Origin of the sequence: Vibrio gazogenes, from assembly GCF_023920225.1 — a bacterium.
Lineage (GTDB): Bacteria > Pseudomonadota > Gammaproteobacteria > Enterobacterales > Vibrionaceae > Vibrio > Vibrio gazogenes.
Genome location: NZ_CP092588.1, coordinates 1,005,218 through 1,022,834 on the forward strand (window position 1 = coordinate 1,005,218; position 17,617 = coordinate 1,022,834).

Here is a 17,617-nt window from a genome sequence, read left to right on the forward strand (position 1 = left end):
TCGTGGGCGCTGGCCGGGTCGGATTGATTCGCTCCTGCTCAAGCAATCCTGAAAAATCGTCCTGATTTTTCACCCTGAGCTCTGTGACCAAATTGGCTTTTTGCTATGTTTCACTCAATCCAAATCAACCACTCAACCAAGAAAACCATTCCGGGAGAATGGTTAGGCTTTTTCGGGCAGGACGCCCGTAAAAGGTGGTTCTGGACAACACGCGACACCGCCAAACAAAAAGATTTTCTGGTTCGTCTTTCATCTCTGAAAGATGAACTGGCGCACAGAACACCAATGCCTCTGAAATCGAGAAACTAAATTGTGCGGCAAATTTCGGAACCAATGGCTAAGCAAATCAAGGTTAAAAGTGCGCTCAAACCTCTCCTATCCTCTCCCGACAAACCCGCTCTGTTAATGCCTGCAAACGCTGTACTTCGGTTGCCAGATAATGAAGCTCTTCTTCAGTGATTTCGTAATGTTCGGAGTAGCGAGCTTCGATATAAGCCCGTTGCAGGCGGCGGAAACTGCGGCGGTGAAACTTGTTGTCGAGCGGGAAAATTGTTGTAAATTCAGCATCGATTTGAGCACACAGCTTGCTTAGTTTTTCAATATTGTGAGATTTGGGTAAGTAGTTGGTACAAGTAAGTAGGGTACACGCTAGATAACGTTCGGTTACTTGGTGCAACATAAATGCGGCGTTAATTAAATCATCCTCAGACATGGAAAACTCGTAATTACGAGAAAAACGATATGCTGAGTGAGACCACTGTCCATAATGCTTACGGGCGATTTCCCGTTTTTCTGCCTCAGTTAAATCCCCTGGCTCTACCAACGGTTTCGGTGTGGCGGCAAATAGTTCAATCCCCTCTTCGCGAATATCTTTAAAGAAATAATGGCCCTGTTGCAGTCGATTATTCACTTCATTCAAATCATGCACAATCAAACCCAGCGGTGCAGAGGTGACTTTACGGTCAATCAGTTCTTTGGCGCGTTGCCAGACCACATCGTCATCCACCATTACCGCTTTATTCACAATCACCAGAATATCGTAATCACTGATATAACCATTGACCGGATCCTTGACCCAATTCCCCTTGGCATGGCTGCCAAACAGGATGATTTTCAGAATACGAAATTCACTTTTACTACCCGTTTTGCCTTGCAGATAATCGTCTAACGTGTCACGCAGAATGGTTGAGATCGTCGCCAGCTCACGCTGTTTATATTCGGGCAGATGGTCGAGGGTTGTTTTCATAATCGTGACATGGGGCTGGTTGTGGATGAATGCCGTTAGCATAAAAGAAGGGGCTGACAAAGAACACCACCAACTCTCATTTTGCGCATATTGCTGATTAAAATGCGATTCAATTCAAAGCTGTAGCGAATTCTAGCCATTCACAACCTTTTGGTATTCAACGCTGTGAAGGCTGAGTGTGTCTAGCGTCGCCCTTAGAGATGGCCCCATATGGCATTAAAATACAAAACGCCCGATGAAATACATCAGGCGTTAATCTCAAAGTGACAACCTATGTTAGGACAAGTCTATCGTCACACCTTAGGTTCGTCATGTGAGTGGGTGTCCAATGATCTTGTTTCTTTGTCTCAGCAGGAATGCCTCAAACTCTGCACTGAGCTGGAAAAGAAACCCAGACTCTGGGTCGGTTCAACCGAACAGCTTAATCTCGCGAAACAACAGCTCAAAAAGCAGAGAATGCTCGGGATTCATATTTCCTGAACAATACCGTTTAATATCAATTCAGTTGCCACACTCGTCATCCATTCAAACCGGTGATTCATCTCTATCGGCACGCAAAACTGCCCTTAATTATTCAATACCCCGACATAAAATCGAGCAAACAATCATTCACTTCGAGAGCTAGTTTAAAGACCTGGAACGACTTCAACCTCTAACGAATCCACTCCTTGAGGTGCGTGTCCTGCTTATTTTTTAAATTACAAGCTTAACGCGATCTCTTTACCAAGCAACTAATGGTGTTCTGTCGGGCTATCACAGGTAAACAGATATTTTTTTAATCGTTGCAGAGGCTCAATGTATCAAGTACAAATCCGCTTAGGTGTCGATGAATCATATACAGATTTGACTAAAGCATCGAAAACATGTAAATAACAATACTTATCATTATCATAATCAAATGCTCAATAAGGCCTTATGAATGCGCATTCGCAGTGTTGTTGCTTTCGTTAGTAAAATCGTTAGTCAAATTATTTTAAACCCTGTGCTTCTCCTCCCCCTCTGCCTATTCTCCAGCTTTTTTGCTTATTCAGGAGAGGTTGCGCCTCAATCCGTCGCTCATGCGATGGGGAACACTGACATTCCTCAGCAACCGATTCGTATCGTCACTTTATTTCAAGGCGCGACAGATTCTGCCATTGCCTTGGGCCTTCGTCCGATAGGCGTCGTCGACGCTTGGGCCGAAAAGCCAACATATCGGTATTTACGTGAACCGTTAAAAGGCGTCGTACATGTGGGTCTGGAAACACAGCCTAATCTGGAAAAAATCGCAGCCCTTCATCCAGACTTGATTATCGGCTCGAAATCACGCCATGAGAAAATTTATCCTCAACTCTCACAAATCGCGCCAACCATCTTTACTGAAAATGTTTACAACTTTAAACGAACGCTGGCACTTATCGCCAAAGCAACAAGGCACGAATCAGAAGAAGCGAAGCTTTTAGGACAGTGGCACAGCCGTGTCACACAATTCAGAGCAAAGCTTCAGGGAAACAATGCAAAATGGCCAATCACAGCATCGATCATCAATGTCAGAGCCGACCATTTACGTTTATATCTACAAGATAGCTTCCCGGGAATGGTATTAAAGTCGATCGGATTTCAATTCCCAAAGGCAAATGATTTCGCGGGTTGGGGAATGAAACTCAAATCAAAAGAATCGTTGCCCACCATAAATGCAGATGTGTTTTTCATCATTCCCCAGTCTGACGATCCAGCCGTTCAACAGAATTACCGAAGCTGGAGTCACCACCCATTGTGGAAGATCCTTAATGCCCCGAGAAATGGTGAAGTGTACATCGTTGATAGAACGAGCTGGTTGTTGTCTGGCGGTATTTTGGGCGCCAATCTGATACTCGACCAGCTATCCAATCTTTATCATCTCAAATCAGAAGAGCAATCGCGTTATTTATGAAATTGATTCAATCGAATTATCGTGACCGCTTAGGGATCGTCTGTTTATCGCTGCTCCTCATTTTGATTGCTTTTACAAGCAGTATGCTGGTTGGACAGTACCCGATTCCATTCACCAAGGCATGGGGCGCACTTTGGTCAACTGACCCCAACTCGATTGATCATGTCATTCTCACAACAATACGCTTATCTCGCAGCTTGATTGCTTGTTCTGTTGGGGCCGGTCTTGCTGTCGCTGGTGTTCTGATGCAGTCTCTGACCCGTAATCCATTGGCTTCTCCGGCGGTTTTCGGTGTTAACAGCGGTGCGGTTTTCTTGATTGTTTTGTTTACAGAATTTTTGGGTGTCGGCTCACTTGATAACTATATCTGGATCGCTTTTGCAGGTTCTGCATTAGGCGGGGGGCTGGTGTATGGATTAGGCTGTATGGGGCGTGATGGTCTATCTCCCGTGAGAGTGGTCATTGCCGGTGCCGCAATTTCAGCGCTATTTATGGCCTTTACTCAGGGCATCCTCATCATCGGGCAGGAGGGATTAGACAGTGTCCTATTTTGGGTTGCGGGTTCTGTCTCCGGGCATGAATTATCCACCGTATCCCCCTTTTTACCTTATATATATCTAGGGATACTTGCTGCCATCTTACTTTCCCCACATATCAATGTGTTGCTATCCGGAGACGATATCGCAACAGGGCTGGGGCAAAGTATCTTCTTGCTTAAAATCGTCCTGAGTCTGTTGATCGTCAGTCTCGCAGGTCTTTGTGTCTCCATCGCCGGAAACATTGGCTTTATTGGCTTAATCGTCCCGCATATGGCAAGAGCGATCGTCGGTAACAATCATCAATGGTTACTGCCTCTTAGTGCGATTTGGGGCGCAATATTGTTACTGCTGGCGGACGTTTTGGGGCGGATCATTCTGGCACCACAAGTAATACCGATTGGTGTGATGACCGCATTACTGGGCGCCCCTTTCTTCATTTTCCTCGCCCGGAAAGGACATCGTTATGGATAAACAAATAACAGTACGCCGTCATTGGCTATCTTTTTCTGTATCCATATCAGATCTGACCGTTCTGTTTATCTCTTTATTATTCACTTTATTGGTGATGTGGTGCTCGTTGGCGATAGGTACACTGCACGTTGATGTGAGCGCGACCTTATTGAACCGGTTTACCCCTGATGCAACCTCTCCATTTGTGGTCGAAATGTTGCGCTTGCCTCGTATGTTAATGGCTGCGCTGGTTGGGGCTGCGTTAGGGTGTTCAGGGCTTGTGCTTCAATCTATGATCCGCAACCCACTGGCCTCTCCGGATATCATCGGGATTACCAGTGGCGCATCTGCCGCCGCAGTATGCTTTCTCTTTTTTTTCAAAGCGATACTGAGTATCGAGTGGTTACCTGTTTTTGCAATTGGTGGTGCATTCATCACCAGCTTATCGATATATCTCATGTCCTGGCATAAAGGTGTGACGCCGATGCGATTGATTTTAGTTGGCATTGGGGTATCGGCTTTCATGGGTGCGATTGTAACTTTTCTCATTGCGGTCAGCTCAGAATCAACAAGCCTCACCGCCTATATCTGGCTGACAGGCAGTGTCTATGGGGCCAGTTGGGATGATGTGAAAGCACTCGCGGTATGGGTTCTCGTCAGCCTGATTCTTTCTCTGTTCTTTGCCCGCAGAATCAACGTACAAGAACTGGGAGACCAAACCGCTGTCGGTCTGGGGATTCAACTACAGTCCACCAGAGTCTGTTTGTTATTTCTAAGCGTCGTCATGGCAGCACCGGCCATCGCCTATGCAGGGGCGGTAAGCTTTGTGGGTTTAATTGCGCCTCATATTGCCCGCCGTTTTGTCACACGAAGTTTTGCCTTATTAATGCCAATGACTGCCTGCACCGGTGCCTGTTTGGTGATGCTGGCTGATTTATGTGGCCGAACTTTATTTCAACCGTTAGATATACCGGCAGGTGTATTTGTGTCGGCTATCGGTGCGCCATTCTTCATTTATTTGCTGTACCGTCAGCGCTTTTAAGATAAGAGAGACATTGAATTGGTGACTTCTTTGCAAGCAAACGATCCGTTAGAAACCGATCTGTTAGAAATCGATCCGTCAGAAGCAGAATCGTCAAAAACAGCGCCGTTAAAAACAGAAAGCCTGTTACTTGGCTACGGTAAAAAAACGATAATCAACTCGCTTAATTTAACGATCCAACCCCATCAGATCACGGCTCTGGTCGGAGGTAATGGTTGTGGTAAATCGACTTTACTCAAATCACTGGCTCGCCTACTCAAACCACAGGCGGGCGAGATATTTCTCTATGACAAGAATCTCAATCAGCAGTCCGGTAAGGCCGTGGCCCGACGGTTAGCGATTCTGCCCCAAGGCCCTGTTGCGCCTGAAGGACTATCCGTTGAGCAATTGGTCAGGCAAGGCCGCTACCCGCATCAAAATTGGTTAAATAGCTGGGGTGAAAAAGATGAACGTTTGGTTCAAAAAGCCTTGCTAGATACCAACATGCTAGCATTAGCCAAACAAAGCGTTGAGTCTCTGTCTGGCGGTCAGCGACAGCGAGCATGGATAGCCATGGCTTTGGCGCAAGATACGGATGTCCTGTTACTTGATGAACCGACGACTTATCTGGATCTCACCCATCAAATAGAAATTTTAGATCTGTTGTTTGAATTGAACCAAAAGCAGCATTGCACCATTTTGATGGTTCTTCACGATCTCAACTTGGCTTGCCGTTATGCGCACCAAATGATTGCAGTCAAAGATGGCACCGTTTTTCGGCAGGGCGCTCCCGAAGATATTCTCGATGTTGATATGGTTGAAAGCGTATTTGGTATGAAATGCCACATCACCCGGGATCCTCTGTTTGGTACCCCGATGTGTATCCCATATGGTAAAGGACGTTCTCTTTCTGATGACAACAAAAACAATGCATAACGAAAACCATTCCCTACTCGGTAATGAATGGGAAAAACTAGAAGAACTCGGGTTGAGGGACAGTCGCTGTGCGGCTTTGCTATCCGTTGATACGCTCACACTACTGGACGATGAAACCTGTCTGGAGGTTCTCAGACAAATACAGCCCGAAATTGGTGCCCCTGACTTGAAAGTGACGGCTTCTCTGGTCATCAAACGCATTGCTTTTCTAACCTTAGCGCCAATGCTTTATGCGATGTCTTGTTACAACAAGGGCTTAGATGTATCGATTGAGAATTGTATTTTTGAATATCCATTGGAAGACCGGCTGTGGCGCTCCAAAATGCCGCTTAAAAATGTTCAGGTTACCGTACCGTTACAAACGAGAGACCATTGGCGTCAAACCTTATTGACGCAGGCTTTTCAAGGCAATTTATCTTTATTAGTGACCCAACTGAACAAGTTAACCCGGGTGCCATCGGCTGTGTTGTGGGAAAATATCGCGGTACGTATTTTCAGCATTTACGAAAGATGGATCCTGAGCGATCTTTCCCAGCCACAACAATTGATGATCGCACAATCGGATTTAGCCTATTTACTCGATAAAAACACGACGGAAATCTATAACACACCAGCCAACCCTATCGCTCGCTATCACACTGAGCCATCCATGTCTGAGAATCCATCGAAGGCTGTCAGGGTTCGGCGTACCTGCTGTTACTACTATAAGGCAACCGAGCCGATGAAATTCTGTCGTAATTGCCCGTTACTGTGTAAAAGAAAACCGTAATCACAGAGACCATCATCCGTATAAAAAACGCCACCTTCATTCAAATGAAGATGGCGTGTCAGATAATCAGAGGGGTTGTTGACCTTTCGTGGTTGAATTTTGTTCAATCTGAACGGGTATTGATCGCGGCGCGGGGCATGGCCCCTAGAAGTTTAGTCCATATCCAATCGTGAGTGTGCGCCCTCTTCCCTTGAAGTAAAAATCATCATCTTGATAAGCACTTTGCGAATAATAAGTGAAATAATCTTCATTGAGTAAGTTCGCGACAGAGACTCTCAGTTTTCCGACCGGCAGCGTGTATTCCATGGAAGCATCAACTAATGTATAGCCATTGAAATTAAGTGCCTCGTCATCGAATGTCCGGTCAAAATTATGATTCGCTTGCAGCATTGTGAAGAGATCCGGTGTCCACTGTGCCGTCCAGGCAATACGTAAACGGTTTGGTGGGATATCTGCACCCGTCAGTTTCGTATCAACTTGGTTATCACCATCAGTATCTGATTTACCCTCAATATAAGAATAACCCGTCACGAATCGATGTTGCTGATTGAACTGATAACCCACTGATGCTTCAGCACCTTTTATTTCTTTTCTTTCCCGCTTGATCGTATATAAACCGCCATTGTTAACAATACGGCTTCCTAGCTTTGATATGGATTCGTAGTAACTGATTTCAAAATCAAGGCTATCTTTATTGATACGAAAACCACCTTCGTAGTTATCTGTGATGATCGGTGAGAGGTCGATCAAATCATCGACGTCTTGTCCGGTTTTTTTCACACCACGAAGTACTCTCCCGACATCTGGCATACCAAAGCCTTGAGAGTAGTTGGCAAAGGCACTCACACTTGGTGTCAGCTTAAACACCGCTCCCGCGTTATATACTGTTTTATCAAAGCTCGGAGAGCCCCCATCAACCGTCACGCCGTTTCGAGCTGCAACCGTCTGATAGGTTGGTATATCAAGCTTTGCGTTCTCGTATCGCACACCGGCTTGCAGCACTAAGCGCTCGATTGGTTGGTATTCCAGTTGTAAGAATGGTGCGTAATTATAGTACGTGGTTTCCGGCACATAGGTTCGCCCGGTCAGAATGAGATTCTGGCTTGTGGTGTCTTTCAAAAGGTCGAGACCACCCGTAATATTCAGTGTTTGGTTCAACAACCCTTCCTTCGATAAACTGAATTTAGCCCCAATTTTATCCGACTCATTTTGCGACTGATCGTAGATCTTTTCTGGTGTGCTCGGGTCTTGGAAGCTGGAAGACGTTGTTGCACCATAGCGCCCGACAAAACGCTGATAAAATGTTTGCGCCTTGAGTGACATACCCGAGAAATCGGTATCGGTATAAACCAGACTGTAGGTTTGAACATCATTTAACGCAGCTTTCCCAACCGGGCGACCTTTCACAGAGGATGTCGCAATGCCGTTATCCCGATCTCCCGGCACGCCGGTATAATTCATTTGCCCTTTAACTTGATATTGGTTCACAGCAAATTGCAGGTTTTCACTATCACTAAACCAATATCCTAATTTCACAAACCCGTCATAACTACGAGAGTCCATCAGATCACCGCGAACCGTCGCCGAACCGACATCATTGCCATTGGCATCTTCGAAAATGCCCTGAACATCCCCAGTCACGCCGACCAGATAGTCCCAATTATCTTTGGAGCCTTTGGCATTGTAAGTTGCCCGGTAGGCAAGTGAATCGGTGTCTGCATCGTTCGTCGGGGTTGTTAATTGCAAATCAAAATGTTGCTTCAGTGGCTCACTGGTATTATTTGATTTGGTAATGAAGTTAATAATAGCGCCTGTGGCTCCGAGTCCGTGAATCGCAGTGGCGCCATGGATAACTTCGATTCTTTCTACCATCGATAAATCAATCGTGTGTGCTGAACGACTTCCCTCTCTCAACGGGTTCGACTGAGGAACACCATCAATCATATACAGGACGGACCGTCCCCTGAATGTCTGACTGCTATTGTTGAGTTTTTGAGTATTAGGAGAATATGCCGGCAACAAATTTGATAAGACCTGAGAACTATCACTGGTCAGGGCCAATTGCTGTTCAATTTTCTCCTGCGTGATAATACTGACAACTTGTGCAGAGTTTTCCTGCGTCAAGTCGGTCCGACTCGACATAACAACCATTGTTTCTGTTTGTGGGGCTTGAGCCACTGCGTAAAGGGGGATTAAAGTTGAAACCGTAATTGGTAGCAAAAGCTTCTTGTTCGATATTTTCATTTACGACTGCCTTATTACTTTATTTAGAATAAGGATTATAATGATAATTATTATCATTTCTAGTTATAACTTTATAGATAACACTATATCGATAGAAGCGACGCTGTTGTTTGGTGCCCAGTTGCCCCACGAGAGCATCATTTAAAACCACAACTGACAACTGGAAATGCACCCATTGGATCGCCTGTTATGTCTAATTTTTGATTTGGTTTGAAACTGCAGCGATACAGCGCTTTGCTGAACCACTGACGCCAGAAAGCTGAAAGAAACCATGGATAACACCCAAATAACGCTCGCAGTATGCTTCAACACCTTGTGAAAGCAATAACTTGTAAAGTCGCTCACCTTCATCACGTAACGGATCAAACTCTGCTGTGATGATAGCCGTCGCCGGTAATCCACTGAAATCACAACTTAAAAGATTAAGCTCTGGTTCAGCCATGACTCTGGAGTCACTGTTTGCGTATAAATCAAACCCGGAAAGCAGCATATTGGCCGTGATAATATAATCCGCCCCGTTTTCTCTATAACTCTGTGAGTTACCTGTTGGATCCAACATTGGGTAAATAAGAATTTGCTTACGTGGCAACCACGGCTGCAACTTCTTGAGCCTGAGCGTCGTCGCCAGAGCCAATTGCCCACCGGCACTGTCACCAACAAAGACTAAATGCTCTGAATCACCACCATACTTGTGCCCATGCGCCTTAATACCAAGTACAGCTTGGTAGACATCATCGTGCGCTGCGGGGTAAGTATGCTCCGGCGCAAGCCTGTATTGAATACAGACAACTATCGAGCCGGACAGGAGTGCGATTTGCCTTAACTGAACATCATGCGTCGCAAAACCACCGCTGATAAAACAGCCGCCATGAAAATAAACCGTAATCGGTAAGTTCGCCCCATTTGTTGGCTTATAAACTTTAACCTGAATACCATTCACTACATCTAAGAATTCACTTTCTATTTTAGGACTCTCGCCAGCTAAGGCAGTGCTGCCAATATAGCCAGCACGCCGCTCTGCAATCGTTAGCTTTGAGGGGCAAGATTTACCATTAGATTGGAATTCTTCAACTAGCTCTCTGATGCCAGCCTCTAAGGAATTGGTCATTTTTAACCCTATCACTAAAAAAACCGAGGGATAGTATACCAATAGAAAGTTATGTGTATATATACAGTTTAATGTTGTTTGGCTTGATCACTCGTTGCCCTGCCCCCAAAGCCACAAGAATAAAAATTAACACACGGAGATTGTCCGCTCCCCGAATGTTTGCGCACAACCACCAACCGAAACTTTGATAATACCAAACTCATTTGATTCAACTGACGCTGTAAGTCTCGAGGTTTTCCCCATTGCCCGACCTTGCTCGAACGTGAAATGGTTAACGGGCCCGCCATAAAGATGCTTGGTCAGATAACATGCAAGTGCACCATTTGCACTCCCGGTTGCTGATTCTTCGGGAATACCAAATAAAGGCGCAAAGTTTCGGCAACTTGCGGTTAATCCGCTACTTTCATCGCACAGTTCAAACACATGCATCCCCGTCACCTGATGTTGTTGTGAAAAATCCCTGAGTAAATCTTCATCCACTTGGATTTTATCAAGGAAGCCACGGGGTAATGGAACAATAATGTCGGGCAATCCTGTCGAGATCACCTCAACCGGTAATTGGGTTGACTCCAGCAACGCAGCATCAATACCGATTAACGCTGATACAGATTCGTAATCAAGAACATGAAGATATTCCGGTAAGTTCTGCTCCATGACGACATAACCATTTGACGCAACCGTAACACCGAGTCGCCCCGCTTTGGTTTTTTGTGTGTATTCCCCATTGGTGATAATCCCCTTTTGGTACATGACTGAAAATGCGGCTAATGTTGCGTGCCCGCAAAAATCAACTTCATCGGTTGGGGTAAAAAATGACAGCGCAAAGTCTACGTCATCATCCTGTGATACAAATGCAGTCTCGGAATAACCAACCGCATTGGCTATTTCTTGCTTTTCTTCATCTGACAGATCATCGGCATACAACACCACCCCCGCAGGGTTCCCGCCAGAGCCATTTTCAATAAAAGCATTCACTAAAATAACTTCAATGTCTTTCAATCTCTTTCTCCTGACTTACTACAACTCAATCAACAAAACTCACATTTAACCAAACGGCAACCAATTTAATACAAACTCATTGCATTTTCGAATCAATCTGATTAGATTAGGCTCCCAAATAGGCTTAGTCGTTTATTTGCAATTGAAATTAAAGGATTTTGTTACGATGAACGTGTTAACCACTCATTTATTGTCATTCAGGCTGACTGATACAGAATTAGTCAAGACCGAAGAAAGCCCTACCTCAGATAAATTTTACTTTGATACTCAGTTCCAACGTTCAAGTGAAGGAGCATGGTCATGTCAATAAGCGAAAGTTCACTCACTGAAAAGGAACATAAAGAGTTCTTCAATCTCTTTTTCACGCCATCGCTCACTCAGTTTGTCGGCAGGTCGTTGCTCTCGACACTGATTGCCTTTGCGGTTGCTCTCATGGCAGCCAAATATTGGGATGGCAACAGTTTAATCACATGGCTATTGGCAGCTCTCGCTGTCATATTATTCGCGATAAACCTTCGATTCCAAGAAAACTTAGTACATAGTGGCAGCCATTATTGTGCCAGTGACAACCATACTATTAACGACTTATTGGTCAATATCTTCGCTGGCATCCAAGTTTTTCAGTTAGTCAAAGCCTATCGAATGAGCCATGCAATGCATCATGCCTATTTTGGGGAGGAAAACGATCCATGTATGGCACGATATAAAAATCAGGATCAACCATTCACAAACATGGTTGCCATGACATTCAGCTTTTATAAACAAATTCATGCCAATAAAGCAGTCATATTGATGACTGTCCTTTATTACGCTGGTCTATACGCCTTGATAGCACAGTTGGCTTCAAGCGAGATTGCAGTAAGATTGACAATGATTGCTCTGGTGGCCTTTTTTTTAGTTTTACCTGCGATACGCTACATCGCTGAAATGGCGGAACACGATTATACGTTGTCTGATTCTGAATTAGGTTCAACATTCAACAACTTATCCTTTGTCGATCGCTGGCTGTTCCATCCGGCCTCTGATGGCTACCATCTACTTCATCATCTCTATCCTACGCTACCATTTTGGAACCACAAAAAAGCGCACGAATTCTTAATGGCGCGTGATGAAAAGTACATGAACGGATATCATCGAACATCAACCGTTGAAAAATTCAAATCACTAATAGGAGAAAAGGCGTAATGGAAGCATTCATTGCAGGGATCACGCTGGGTTTTAGCTTAATTTTGGCAATCGGCTCTCAGAATGCCTTCGTCCTCAAGCAAGGCTTAAAACAGCAGTATGTTTTTTCAATCTGTATTTTTTGTGCACTATCCGATGCAATTCTGATCACCATTGGTGTCTATGGGATGGCAACTATTGTATCGCTACTGCCTCAATTTTCTATCGCTGCTAAATATTTTGGGGTCGCCTTTCTGATTTTTTACGGCACGCAAAACTTACGCTCAGCCATATGGCACAGTGGATCATCTCTCTCCGCAGAAGGTAGTGACGGATTACCATTCACCAAGGTTATTTTAACCTGTTTAGCGTTCACATGGCTCAATCCACATGTCTATCTTGATACGGTTCTTTTGATTGGTTCAATTTCCACCAATTACGCAGAACAACAGTTGTTCTTTACCGTGGGCGCGATTATGGCTTCATTCATATTCTTCTTCGCCTTAGGGTTTGGAGCAAGGTTGCTCACGCCAATATTTTCTAAACCGGTCTATTGGCGTGTTTTAGACGGTGTTATTGCATTATTTATGTACTTTATTGCATATAAGCTAATCGTAATGGAAATATAAATATGTTTGGACTGTTTAAAAAAATACCCGTTGATATCGATGACAAAGCTTATTCAGCAAGCAAGAAATCAACGCTGCTTCGCGTTTGTTTAAGCAATGGGATAAATATTCAGCATAAATGCCAGAGTGGGATATGTAAGAAATGCGCGGTTGTCGAGCACACAAGCCAAGGTGATATCACCGTCCTTGCGTGTCAGAGGATCATTTTACCCACGCAAACCAATCGGTTTAGCACCATCAAGTAAGCGCAAACGTCAACGTGACCAGAACAACGATGCTGAATAAAGACGATGTAAACGGGTTAATAGACATAATCGATGATATGCATCATATAATAAACGCCAGAGTGAACCATTCTGGCGTCGTGGCTTGATAACCTGTTATCGCCTTAACCATCGGTCAATATCATCAATCAATAACCAAAGGAATGAATCTCATGGTAGTGATAGTACCGTCGATTGACGATCGAATTTATCATATCGCCCCAAAATTTAGAGCATTGAGCATTTCCGTTCAGGGAACCCCCATCCAGAATCCGGAGTACGCAAAGCAGGTTCTGCAAGCGGCTTGTACATTTGTGATTGAGAGCGACTACGCATGGGCAGAGTCTCACATTGATGCTTGGGGAGATGTTTTTCGTCAATTTGGTTCGAAACCGAATCGAACACCATGCTCTGCGGCAGCACTGAGAAAGCGAGTATTGAAAAACGGCGGCATGGAAAGCATTGATCCGATTGTGGATATCTATAACGCGATCAGTATTCAATATGCGCTTCCTGTTGGCGGAGAAAATATTGATGCTTACCAAGGAACACCGACACTCACGATTGCCGACGGGACAGAACGATTTGACACCATGAAAGATGGTTCGCCAACGACTGAATCTCCAAACGCCGGAGAAGTCATATGGCGTGACGCGATCGGCGTAACATGTCGCCGTTGGAATTGGCGACAAGGGCTCCGAACACGCATTGAATCAGATACCCGCAATATGTGGTTTATATTGGAAAGCCTACCCGAAATGCCATTAGAAAGCTTACAGCAAGCTGGTCAAGATATGGTGAAACACTTACGGATACTGATGCCTGACGCAATCATTGAACAAACCAGCGTGTGACAAACAACACGGGGGAATTCGTCTCATCAACCGATGACAGACAATTGATATAAAAGGTTAAACGGTCAATACTGAAATTAAAAATCTTAGTTAACGCCCAATCAGATGTAAGGAACAAAACGCAAATTTAATGTTTATATACCCAAATGACCTCAAGATGCAGTTTCAGCGAGAATTACTGGGGTATATCCGTTGCATTTGATTGGGAAGATACAGTCCTAAATAAGCTTGAGTTAATCTGACCGCTTCTTCTGCCATATCTCTTTGTATACAGCCGTGCTCTCTATATGAAAGCGAGTAAACCTTATCCGCAGTTTGCAGTGCGATAGCAAAAATATTAATATTTTCAGGCAATGCCGGAAGATTAAAATAACGGTGATAGATATTTTCGACGCGTTTACCTAATGCGAAATCATTTTCCACATCAGAATGATTGATACTGGTGAACGTATGCCGACTCAATATTAACTTTTGTGCAATCGCATTATCTTCATAATATTGAACATATCCAGATTCAATCATACGGTTAATATCAGACCAATGTTTAATTTCATCCGGTTTTATACAACTATCTAATATAGCATCGAAATCTGTAAATACATCCGCCATCAGTGATTGGAAGAGACATTCTATATTTGGATAGTGATGATATACCGTTGATGTTGCGATGCCACATTCTTTGGCAATATCGTATATCGAAATATCGTTCGCTTCTCTGCGCTCAATAAGATTCATCACTGCATGATGTATTCTATCCAATTTTTTCTCTTTGCTAATTTTTTGCATGTAATCCACCCTATGATTCAATAGTATGGATAGAGATACCCGGACAGTCGGGTATCCATATCGCTTTGATCAATGATTGGCATTGAGCCGTTCATTAAGGATGAATATGAGTTCCCGAGGTGCCTTTAATAATATCCGGAGCGTAATAGAGATCACCAATATGTGCGGTTTTTCCTGTTTGTTGAACAAACTGGCAGCAAGCATCAACCTTGGGTCCCATGGAGCCGGCAGCAAAGTTATAGCCTTGAATTTCTGCCACCGAGACATCATGCAGCTGTTGTTCGTTTTCTGTTCCCCAGTCTAAACAAACATGAGTGCCATCCGTCAGAATGACCAAATGTTCTGCACCAATTTCTTTGGCAATCAGCGCTGCACTCATATCTTTATCGATGACTGCTTCAAAGCCTTCATAAGCATGATTTTTCTCGATCACTGGCGTACCACCGCCGCCACCACAAATAACCAGATGATCTTTTTCAAGTAAATCTTTAATTGCTTTAATTTCTAATACTTCTTTGGGTTTTGGTGATGGTACAACCCGACGCCAATATTGACCATCGGGTTTAACAACCCAATTATTTTTATCGGCCAGAGCTAAAGCCTCTGCTTCGTTATATACTGGCCCAATAAATTTAGTCGGGTTTAAAATAGCAGGATCATTTGAGTCTACGACCATTCTTGTCAATATTGTTGTGGTATATTTATCATCAATCGCGGCATTTAAACCCTGCTGAATTAAATATCCAATCATACCTTGCGTTTCAGCACCTAATACATCGAATGGATAAGACGGACAATCTTTATAAGCATCATTTTGCAATGAAAGCAGGCCGACTTGTGGTCCGTTACCATGAACAATCACTAACCGGTAGTCTTTACTTAATTCAGCGAGTGATTCAGATGTTTTGGTGATGCTCTTTTTTTGATTATCACAACTCATTATTTCACCACGTTGAAGTAATGCATTGCCACCGATAGCAACAACAATAATTGGCTTGTTCATAACAAATTCCTCTTTAGAATTTTATTCATTTTATATGTGTCGTGTATGCACATTGATAGAGAATATTTATTCATGCTAGTCGAAGAGAAATAAAACTAAAATTGATCAGAGTCAATATTCCGAATTTATCGATTATTTTGAATTAAAAGTGTTACCTCTATTTTAATCTATCCATGAAAACTTCAATCAAAGCCGATAGTGAATTTTTATCACAGTGTTCAGGTCAATATTCAGTCAGTCTTAATCAAAAGCAGCAACGACTTCTTTGAAGGAGAATGACTATGAGTACTGAGCAAAAAGGAAAAATGGGGGTCGCCAGTATAGCGTTATTTACGTTATGTGCGGTGCTCGTTGTCGATACACTCACGGCTTCCGCGAGCATCGGTGTAAGTGCTATCGGTTGGTGGGTGGTAATGTTGATTTTCTTCGTTATCCCCTATGGATTAATCACTTCAGAACTAAGTACAGCCTACCCTGGTGAAGGCGGGATTTACGACTGGGTTAAGTCAGCTTTCGATTTCAAATGGGCGGTACGGACCACTTGGTTTTACTGGATAAACGTCGGTTTATGGATGCCCGCAGTTTACATCATGTTTGCCGGTATGTTCGCCGAACTCTTTATGCCTGATCTGTCATTGTGGGGACAAATTGCGATTTGTATCGCTCTGACCTGGTTAACGGTATGGATCTGTAATGTCTCGGCAGATATTGGGGTTTGGGTAACCAACGTTGGCGCAATTTTGAAGATTATTGTTATCGGCACGGTCGGTGTGGGCGGTTTTATCTATGGCATGAAACACGGTGTTGCCAATGAATTTTCGCTCCAAACAATGACACCAGGTGTTGACTCTGCGGTCGCGTTCTTACCTGCGATTGTCTTTAACCTCATGGGATTTGAGCTGGTCGCAACAATGACTTCAGAAATGAAAGATGTTCGCGACATGCCTAAAGCGGTGTTCCTTTCTATCGGCATTACAGCATTTTTATACATCTTTGGTACGGTCGGTATTTTGATGGCGTTACCCGTTAAAGATATTGGATTGGTCGCCGGCTTGATCGATACCTTTAAAACCTTGTTTGGTGGCGGTGCAATGGGTACAGCAATGGTTTATGTCCTCGGGGTTTGTGCTCTCCTGACGCTGATCGGCAACATGGTGAGCTGGACAATGGGCGCAAGCCGGGCTGCGGCTGAAGCTGCACAAGAAGGTGAGTTACCGGCGGCTGTAGCAAAAGTATCTGAGAAAGGCTCTCCGGTTGGGGCAAATAACATTACGGGAATCGTTTCCACCGTGGTCATTATCTCTTACGCGTTTTTCGCACAAGGGAACGACGATCTGTTCTGGTCCGTGTTTGCTTTCTCAAGCTGCATCTTCTTATTGCCTTATTTATTCATGTTCCCAGCGTACTTGAAACTTCGCGTTACGGATAGCAGACATGAGCGACCATTCAAGGTCCCTGGTGGCCGGGGAATGCAGTGGTTAATGTCAATCGTATGTTTCTTGGTCGTTTTTCAAGCCGTAATTCTTTTCATCTTCCCGGAAGCGCTGGATTTGGAAGTGGCTGACTGGAATTACACCGCGCCTGTCTTGATTGGCGTCATCGTGACCATTGTGATGGGTGAGTGGATTCTATCAGGCGCACTGAAAAGAAAACAAAATGAATTAAAACAGCAAGATACTGAATGAGGAGTATTG

18 protein-coding genes are annotated in these 17,617 nt (G+C 44.1%); 12 read left to right on the forward strand and 6 right to left on the reverse strand.

Going from position 1 to position 17,617, the window contains the following annotated elements; translation table 11 throughout:
* Positions 1 to 105: 105 nt before the first annotated feature.
* Entirely contained in the window at positions 106 to 309 is a 204-nt protein-coding gene (locus tag MKS89_RS20160) for a hypothetical protein (RefSeq protein ID WP_072955265.1), read from the forward strand.
* Between the two features lie 55 nt (positions 310 to 364).
* Here the strand turns inward: MKS89_RS20160 and MKS89_RS20165 are convergent, their stop codons facing one another.
* Positions 365 to 1,246 (reverse strand): HEPN domain-containing protein, encoded by an 882-nt coding sequence (locus MKS89_RS20165; RefSeq protein WP_072955711.1) that lies wholly within the window; start codon positions 1,244 to 1,246, stop codon positions 365 to 367.
* 273 nt (positions 1,247 to 1,519) lie between these two features.
* On the opposite strand from MKS89_RS20165, the gene MKS89_RS20170 reads away from it, so the two are divergent.
* The 6 genes from MKS89_RS20170 to MKS89_RS20195 all read left to right on the forward strand — a co-directional run bounded on the left by MKS89_RS20170 (position 1,520) and on the right by MKS89_RS20195 (position 6,873).
* On the forward strand, positions 1,520 to 1,726 hold the full coding sequence (locus MKS89_RS20170) for a hypothetical protein (RefSeq protein ID WP_072955262.1): 207 nt from the start codon (positions 1,520 to 1,522) through the stop codon (positions 1,724 to 1,726).
* Positions 1,727 to 2,165: 439 nt separating this feature from the next.
* Positions 2,166 to 3,158 (forward strand): ABC transporter substrate-binding protein, encoded by a 993-nt coding sequence (locus tag MKS89_RS20175; protein ID WP_072955259.1) that lies wholly within the window; start codon positions 2,166 to 2,168, stop codon positions 3,156 to 3,158.
* Entirely contained in the window at positions 3,155 to 4,168 is a 1,014-nt protein-coding gene (locus MKS89_RS20180) for a FecCD family ABC transporter permease (RefSeq protein ID WP_072955256.1), read from the forward strand. Before MKS89_RS20175 ends, MKS89_RS20180 begins: the two co-directional genes overlap by 4 nt.
* Entirely contained in the window at positions 4,161 to 5,189 is a 1,029-nt protein-coding gene (locus MKS89_RS20185) for a FecCD family ABC transporter permease (RefSeq protein ID WP_072955253.1), read from the forward strand. The genes MKS89_RS20180 and MKS89_RS20185 overlap by 8 nt, the downstream gene beginning before the upstream one ends.
* A gap of 150 nt (positions 5,190 to 5,339) precedes the next feature.
* A complete protein-coding gene (locus MKS89_RS20190; RefSeq protein ID WP_198298238.1) occupies positions 5,340 to 6,104 on the forward strand; it encodes an ABC transporter ATP-binding protein in 765 nt (254 codons plus the stop codon).
* Positions 6,082 to 6,873: an IucA/IucC family C-terminal-domain containing protein gene (locus tag MKS89_RS20195; protein WP_205409161.1), complete on the forward strand. Its 792-nt coding sequence runs from the start codon at positions 6,082 to 6,084 to the stop codon at positions 6,871 to 6,873. Before MKS89_RS20190 ends, MKS89_RS20195 begins: the two co-directional genes overlap by 23 nt.
* 144 nt (positions 6,874 to 7,017) lie before the next feature.
* Here the strand turns inward: MKS89_RS20195 and MKS89_RS20200 are convergent, their stop codons facing one another.
* The 3 genes from MKS89_RS20200 to MKS89_RS20210 form a co-directional block, all read right to left on the reverse strand.
* Positions 7,018 to 9,117 carry a TonB-dependent receptor gene (locus MKS89_RS20200; protein WP_072955251.1) on the reverse strand — a complete coding sequence of 700 codons (2,100 nt, stop codon included), beginning with the start codon at positions 9,115 to 9,117 and terminating at the stop codon, positions 7,018 to 7,020.
* A gap of 193 nt (positions 9,118 to 9,310) precedes the next feature.
* Positions 9,311 to 10,225 carry an alpha/beta hydrolase gene (locus MKS89_RS20205; protein ID WP_072955248.1) on the reverse strand — a complete coding sequence of 305 codons (915 nt, stop codon included), beginning with the start codon at positions 10,223 to 10,225 and terminating at the stop codon, positions 9,311 to 9,313.
* A gap of 126 nt (positions 10,226 to 10,351) precedes the next feature.
* Complete coding sequence (locus MKS89_RS20210; protein ID WP_072955245.1) at positions 10,352 to 11,224, reverse strand: PhzF family phenazine biosynthesis protein; 873 nt, start codon at positions 11,222 to 11,224, stop codon at positions 10,352 to 10,354.
* Positions 11,225 to 11,524: 300 nt separating this feature from the next.
* Here MKS89_RS20210 and MKS89_RS20215 point away from each other — a divergent pair, with 300 nt between their 5' ends.
* The 4 genes from MKS89_RS20215 (at position 11,525) to MKS89_RS20225 (ending at position 14,134) form a co-directional block, all read left to right on the forward strand.
* Entirely contained in the window at positions 11,525 to 12,409 is an 885-nt protein-coding gene (locus tag MKS89_RS20215; protein ID WP_072955243.1) for a fatty acid desaturase family protein, read from the forward strand.
* A complete protein-coding gene (locus MKS89_RS20220; RefSeq protein WP_072955241.1) occupies positions 12,409 to 13,017 on the forward strand; it encodes a LysE/ArgO family amino acid transporter in 609 nt (202 codons plus the stop codon). The genes MKS89_RS20215 and MKS89_RS20220 overlap by 1 nt, the downstream gene beginning before the upstream one ends.
* A gap of 2 nt (positions 13,018 to 13,019) precedes the next feature.
* Positions 13,020 to 13,262, forward strand: coding sequence for a 2Fe-2S iron-sulfur cluster-binding protein (locus MKS89_RS21005; RefSeq protein WP_039837567.1), 243 nt, complete (start codon positions 13,020 to 13,022; stop codon positions 13,260 to 13,262).
* A gap of 191 nt (positions 13,263 to 13,453) precedes the next feature.
* Positions 13,454 to 14,134, forward strand: a complete 681-nt coding sequence (locus MKS89_RS20225) for a B3/B4 domain-containing protein (protein ID WP_072955238.1) — start codon at positions 13,454 to 13,456, stop codon at positions 14,132 to 14,134.
* 165 nt (positions 14,135 to 14,299) lie between these two features.
* Here MKS89_RS20225 and MKS89_RS20230 read toward each other — a convergent pair whose 3' ends face one another.
* Together MKS89_RS20230 and arcC are read right to left on the reverse strand one after the other, a co-directional pair.
* The gene (locus MKS89_RS20230; RefSeq protein ID WP_072955236.1) at positions 14,300 to 14,920 is read right to left on the reverse strand and encodes a TetR/AcrR family transcriptional regulator; all 621 of its coding nucleotides are present in this window, start codon (positions 14,918 to 14,920) and stop codon (positions 14,300 to 14,302) included.
* 94 nt (positions 14,921 to 15,014) lie between these two features.
* Positions 15,015 to 15,923 carry a carbamate kinase gene (gene arcC, locus MKS89_RS20235; RefSeq protein WP_072955233.1) on the reverse strand — a complete coding sequence of 303 codons (909 nt, stop codon included), beginning with the start codon at positions 15,921 to 15,923 and terminating at the stop codon, positions 15,015 to 15,017.
* Between the two features lie 281 nt (positions 15,924 to 16,204).
* Between arcC and MKS89_RS20240 the strand changes: the two genes are divergently transcribed.
* Positions 16,205 to 17,608 carry an APC family permease gene (locus MKS89_RS20240; protein WP_072955231.1) on the forward strand — a complete coding sequence of 468 codons (1,404 nt, stop codon included), beginning with the start codon at positions 16,205 to 16,207 and terminating at the stop codon, positions 17,606 to 17,608.
* Positions 17,609 to 17,617 lie beyond the last annotated feature (9 nt).

Bases quoted from the DNA above. Each gene is read 5' to 3' on its own strand.
- MKS89_RS20205 (WP_072955248.1), bottom strand. From the start codon at position 10,225: ATGACCAATTCCTTAGAGGCTGGCATCAGAGAGCTAGTTGAAGAATTC.
- arcC (WP_072955233.1), bottom strand. From the start codon at position 15,923: ATGAACAAGCCAATTATTGTTGTTGCTATCGGTGGCAATGCATTACTT.
- MKS89_RS20225 (WP_072955238.1), top strand. From the start codon at position 13,454: ATGGTAGTGATAGTACCGTCGATTGACGATCGAATTTATCATATCGCC.
- MKS89_RS21005 (WP_039837567.1), top strand. From the start codon at position 13,020: ATGTTTGGACTGTTTAAAAAAATACCCGTTGATATCGATGACAAAGCT.
- MKS89_RS20220 (WP_072955241.1), top strand. From the start codon at position 12,409: ATGGAAGCATTCATTGCAGGGATCACGCTGGGTTTTAGCTTAATTTTG.
- MKS89_RS20200 (WP_072955251.1), bottom strand. From the start codon at position 9,117: ATGAAAATATCGAACAAGAAGCTTTTGCTACCAATTACGGTTTCAACT.
- MKS89_RS20240 (WP_072955231.1), top strand. From the start codon at position 16,205: ATGAGTACTGAGCAAAAAGGAAAAATGGGGGTCGCCAGTATAGCGTTA.
- MKS89_RS20215 (WP_072955243.1), top strand. From the start codon at position 11,525: ATGTCAATAAGCGAAAGTTCACTCACTGAAAAGGAACATAAAGAGTTC.
- MKS89_RS20165 (WP_072955711.1), bottom strand. From the start codon at position 1,246: ATGAAAACAACCCTCGACCATCTGCCCGAATATAAACAGCGTGAGCTG.
- MKS89_RS20160 (WP_072955265.1), top strand. From the start codon at position 106: ATGTTTCACTCAATCCAAATCAACCACTCAACCAAGAAAACCATTCCG.
- MKS89_RS20195 (WP_205409161.1), top strand. From the start codon at position 6,082: ATGACAACAAAAACAATGCATAACGAAAACCATTCCCTACTCGGTAAT.
- MKS89_RS20175 (WP_072955259.1), top strand. From the start codon at position 2,166: ATGCGCATTCGCAGTGTTGTTGCTTTCGTTAGTAAAATCGTTAGTCAA.
- MKS89_RS20170 (WP_072955262.1), top strand. From the start codon at position 1,520: ATGTTAGGACAAGTCTATCGTCACACCTTAGGTTCGTCATGTGAGTGG.
- MKS89_RS20230 (WP_072955236.1), bottom strand. From the start codon at position 14,920: ATGCAAAAAATTAGCAAAGAGAAAAAATTGGATAGAATACATCATGCA.
- MKS89_RS20180 (WP_072955256.1), top strand. From the start codon at position 3,155: ATGAAATTGATTCAATCGAATTATCGTGACCGCTTAGGGATCGTCTGT.
- MKS89_RS20185 (WP_072955253.1), top strand. From the start codon at position 4,161: ATGGATAAACAAATAACAGTACGCCGTCATTGGCTATCTTTTTCTGTA.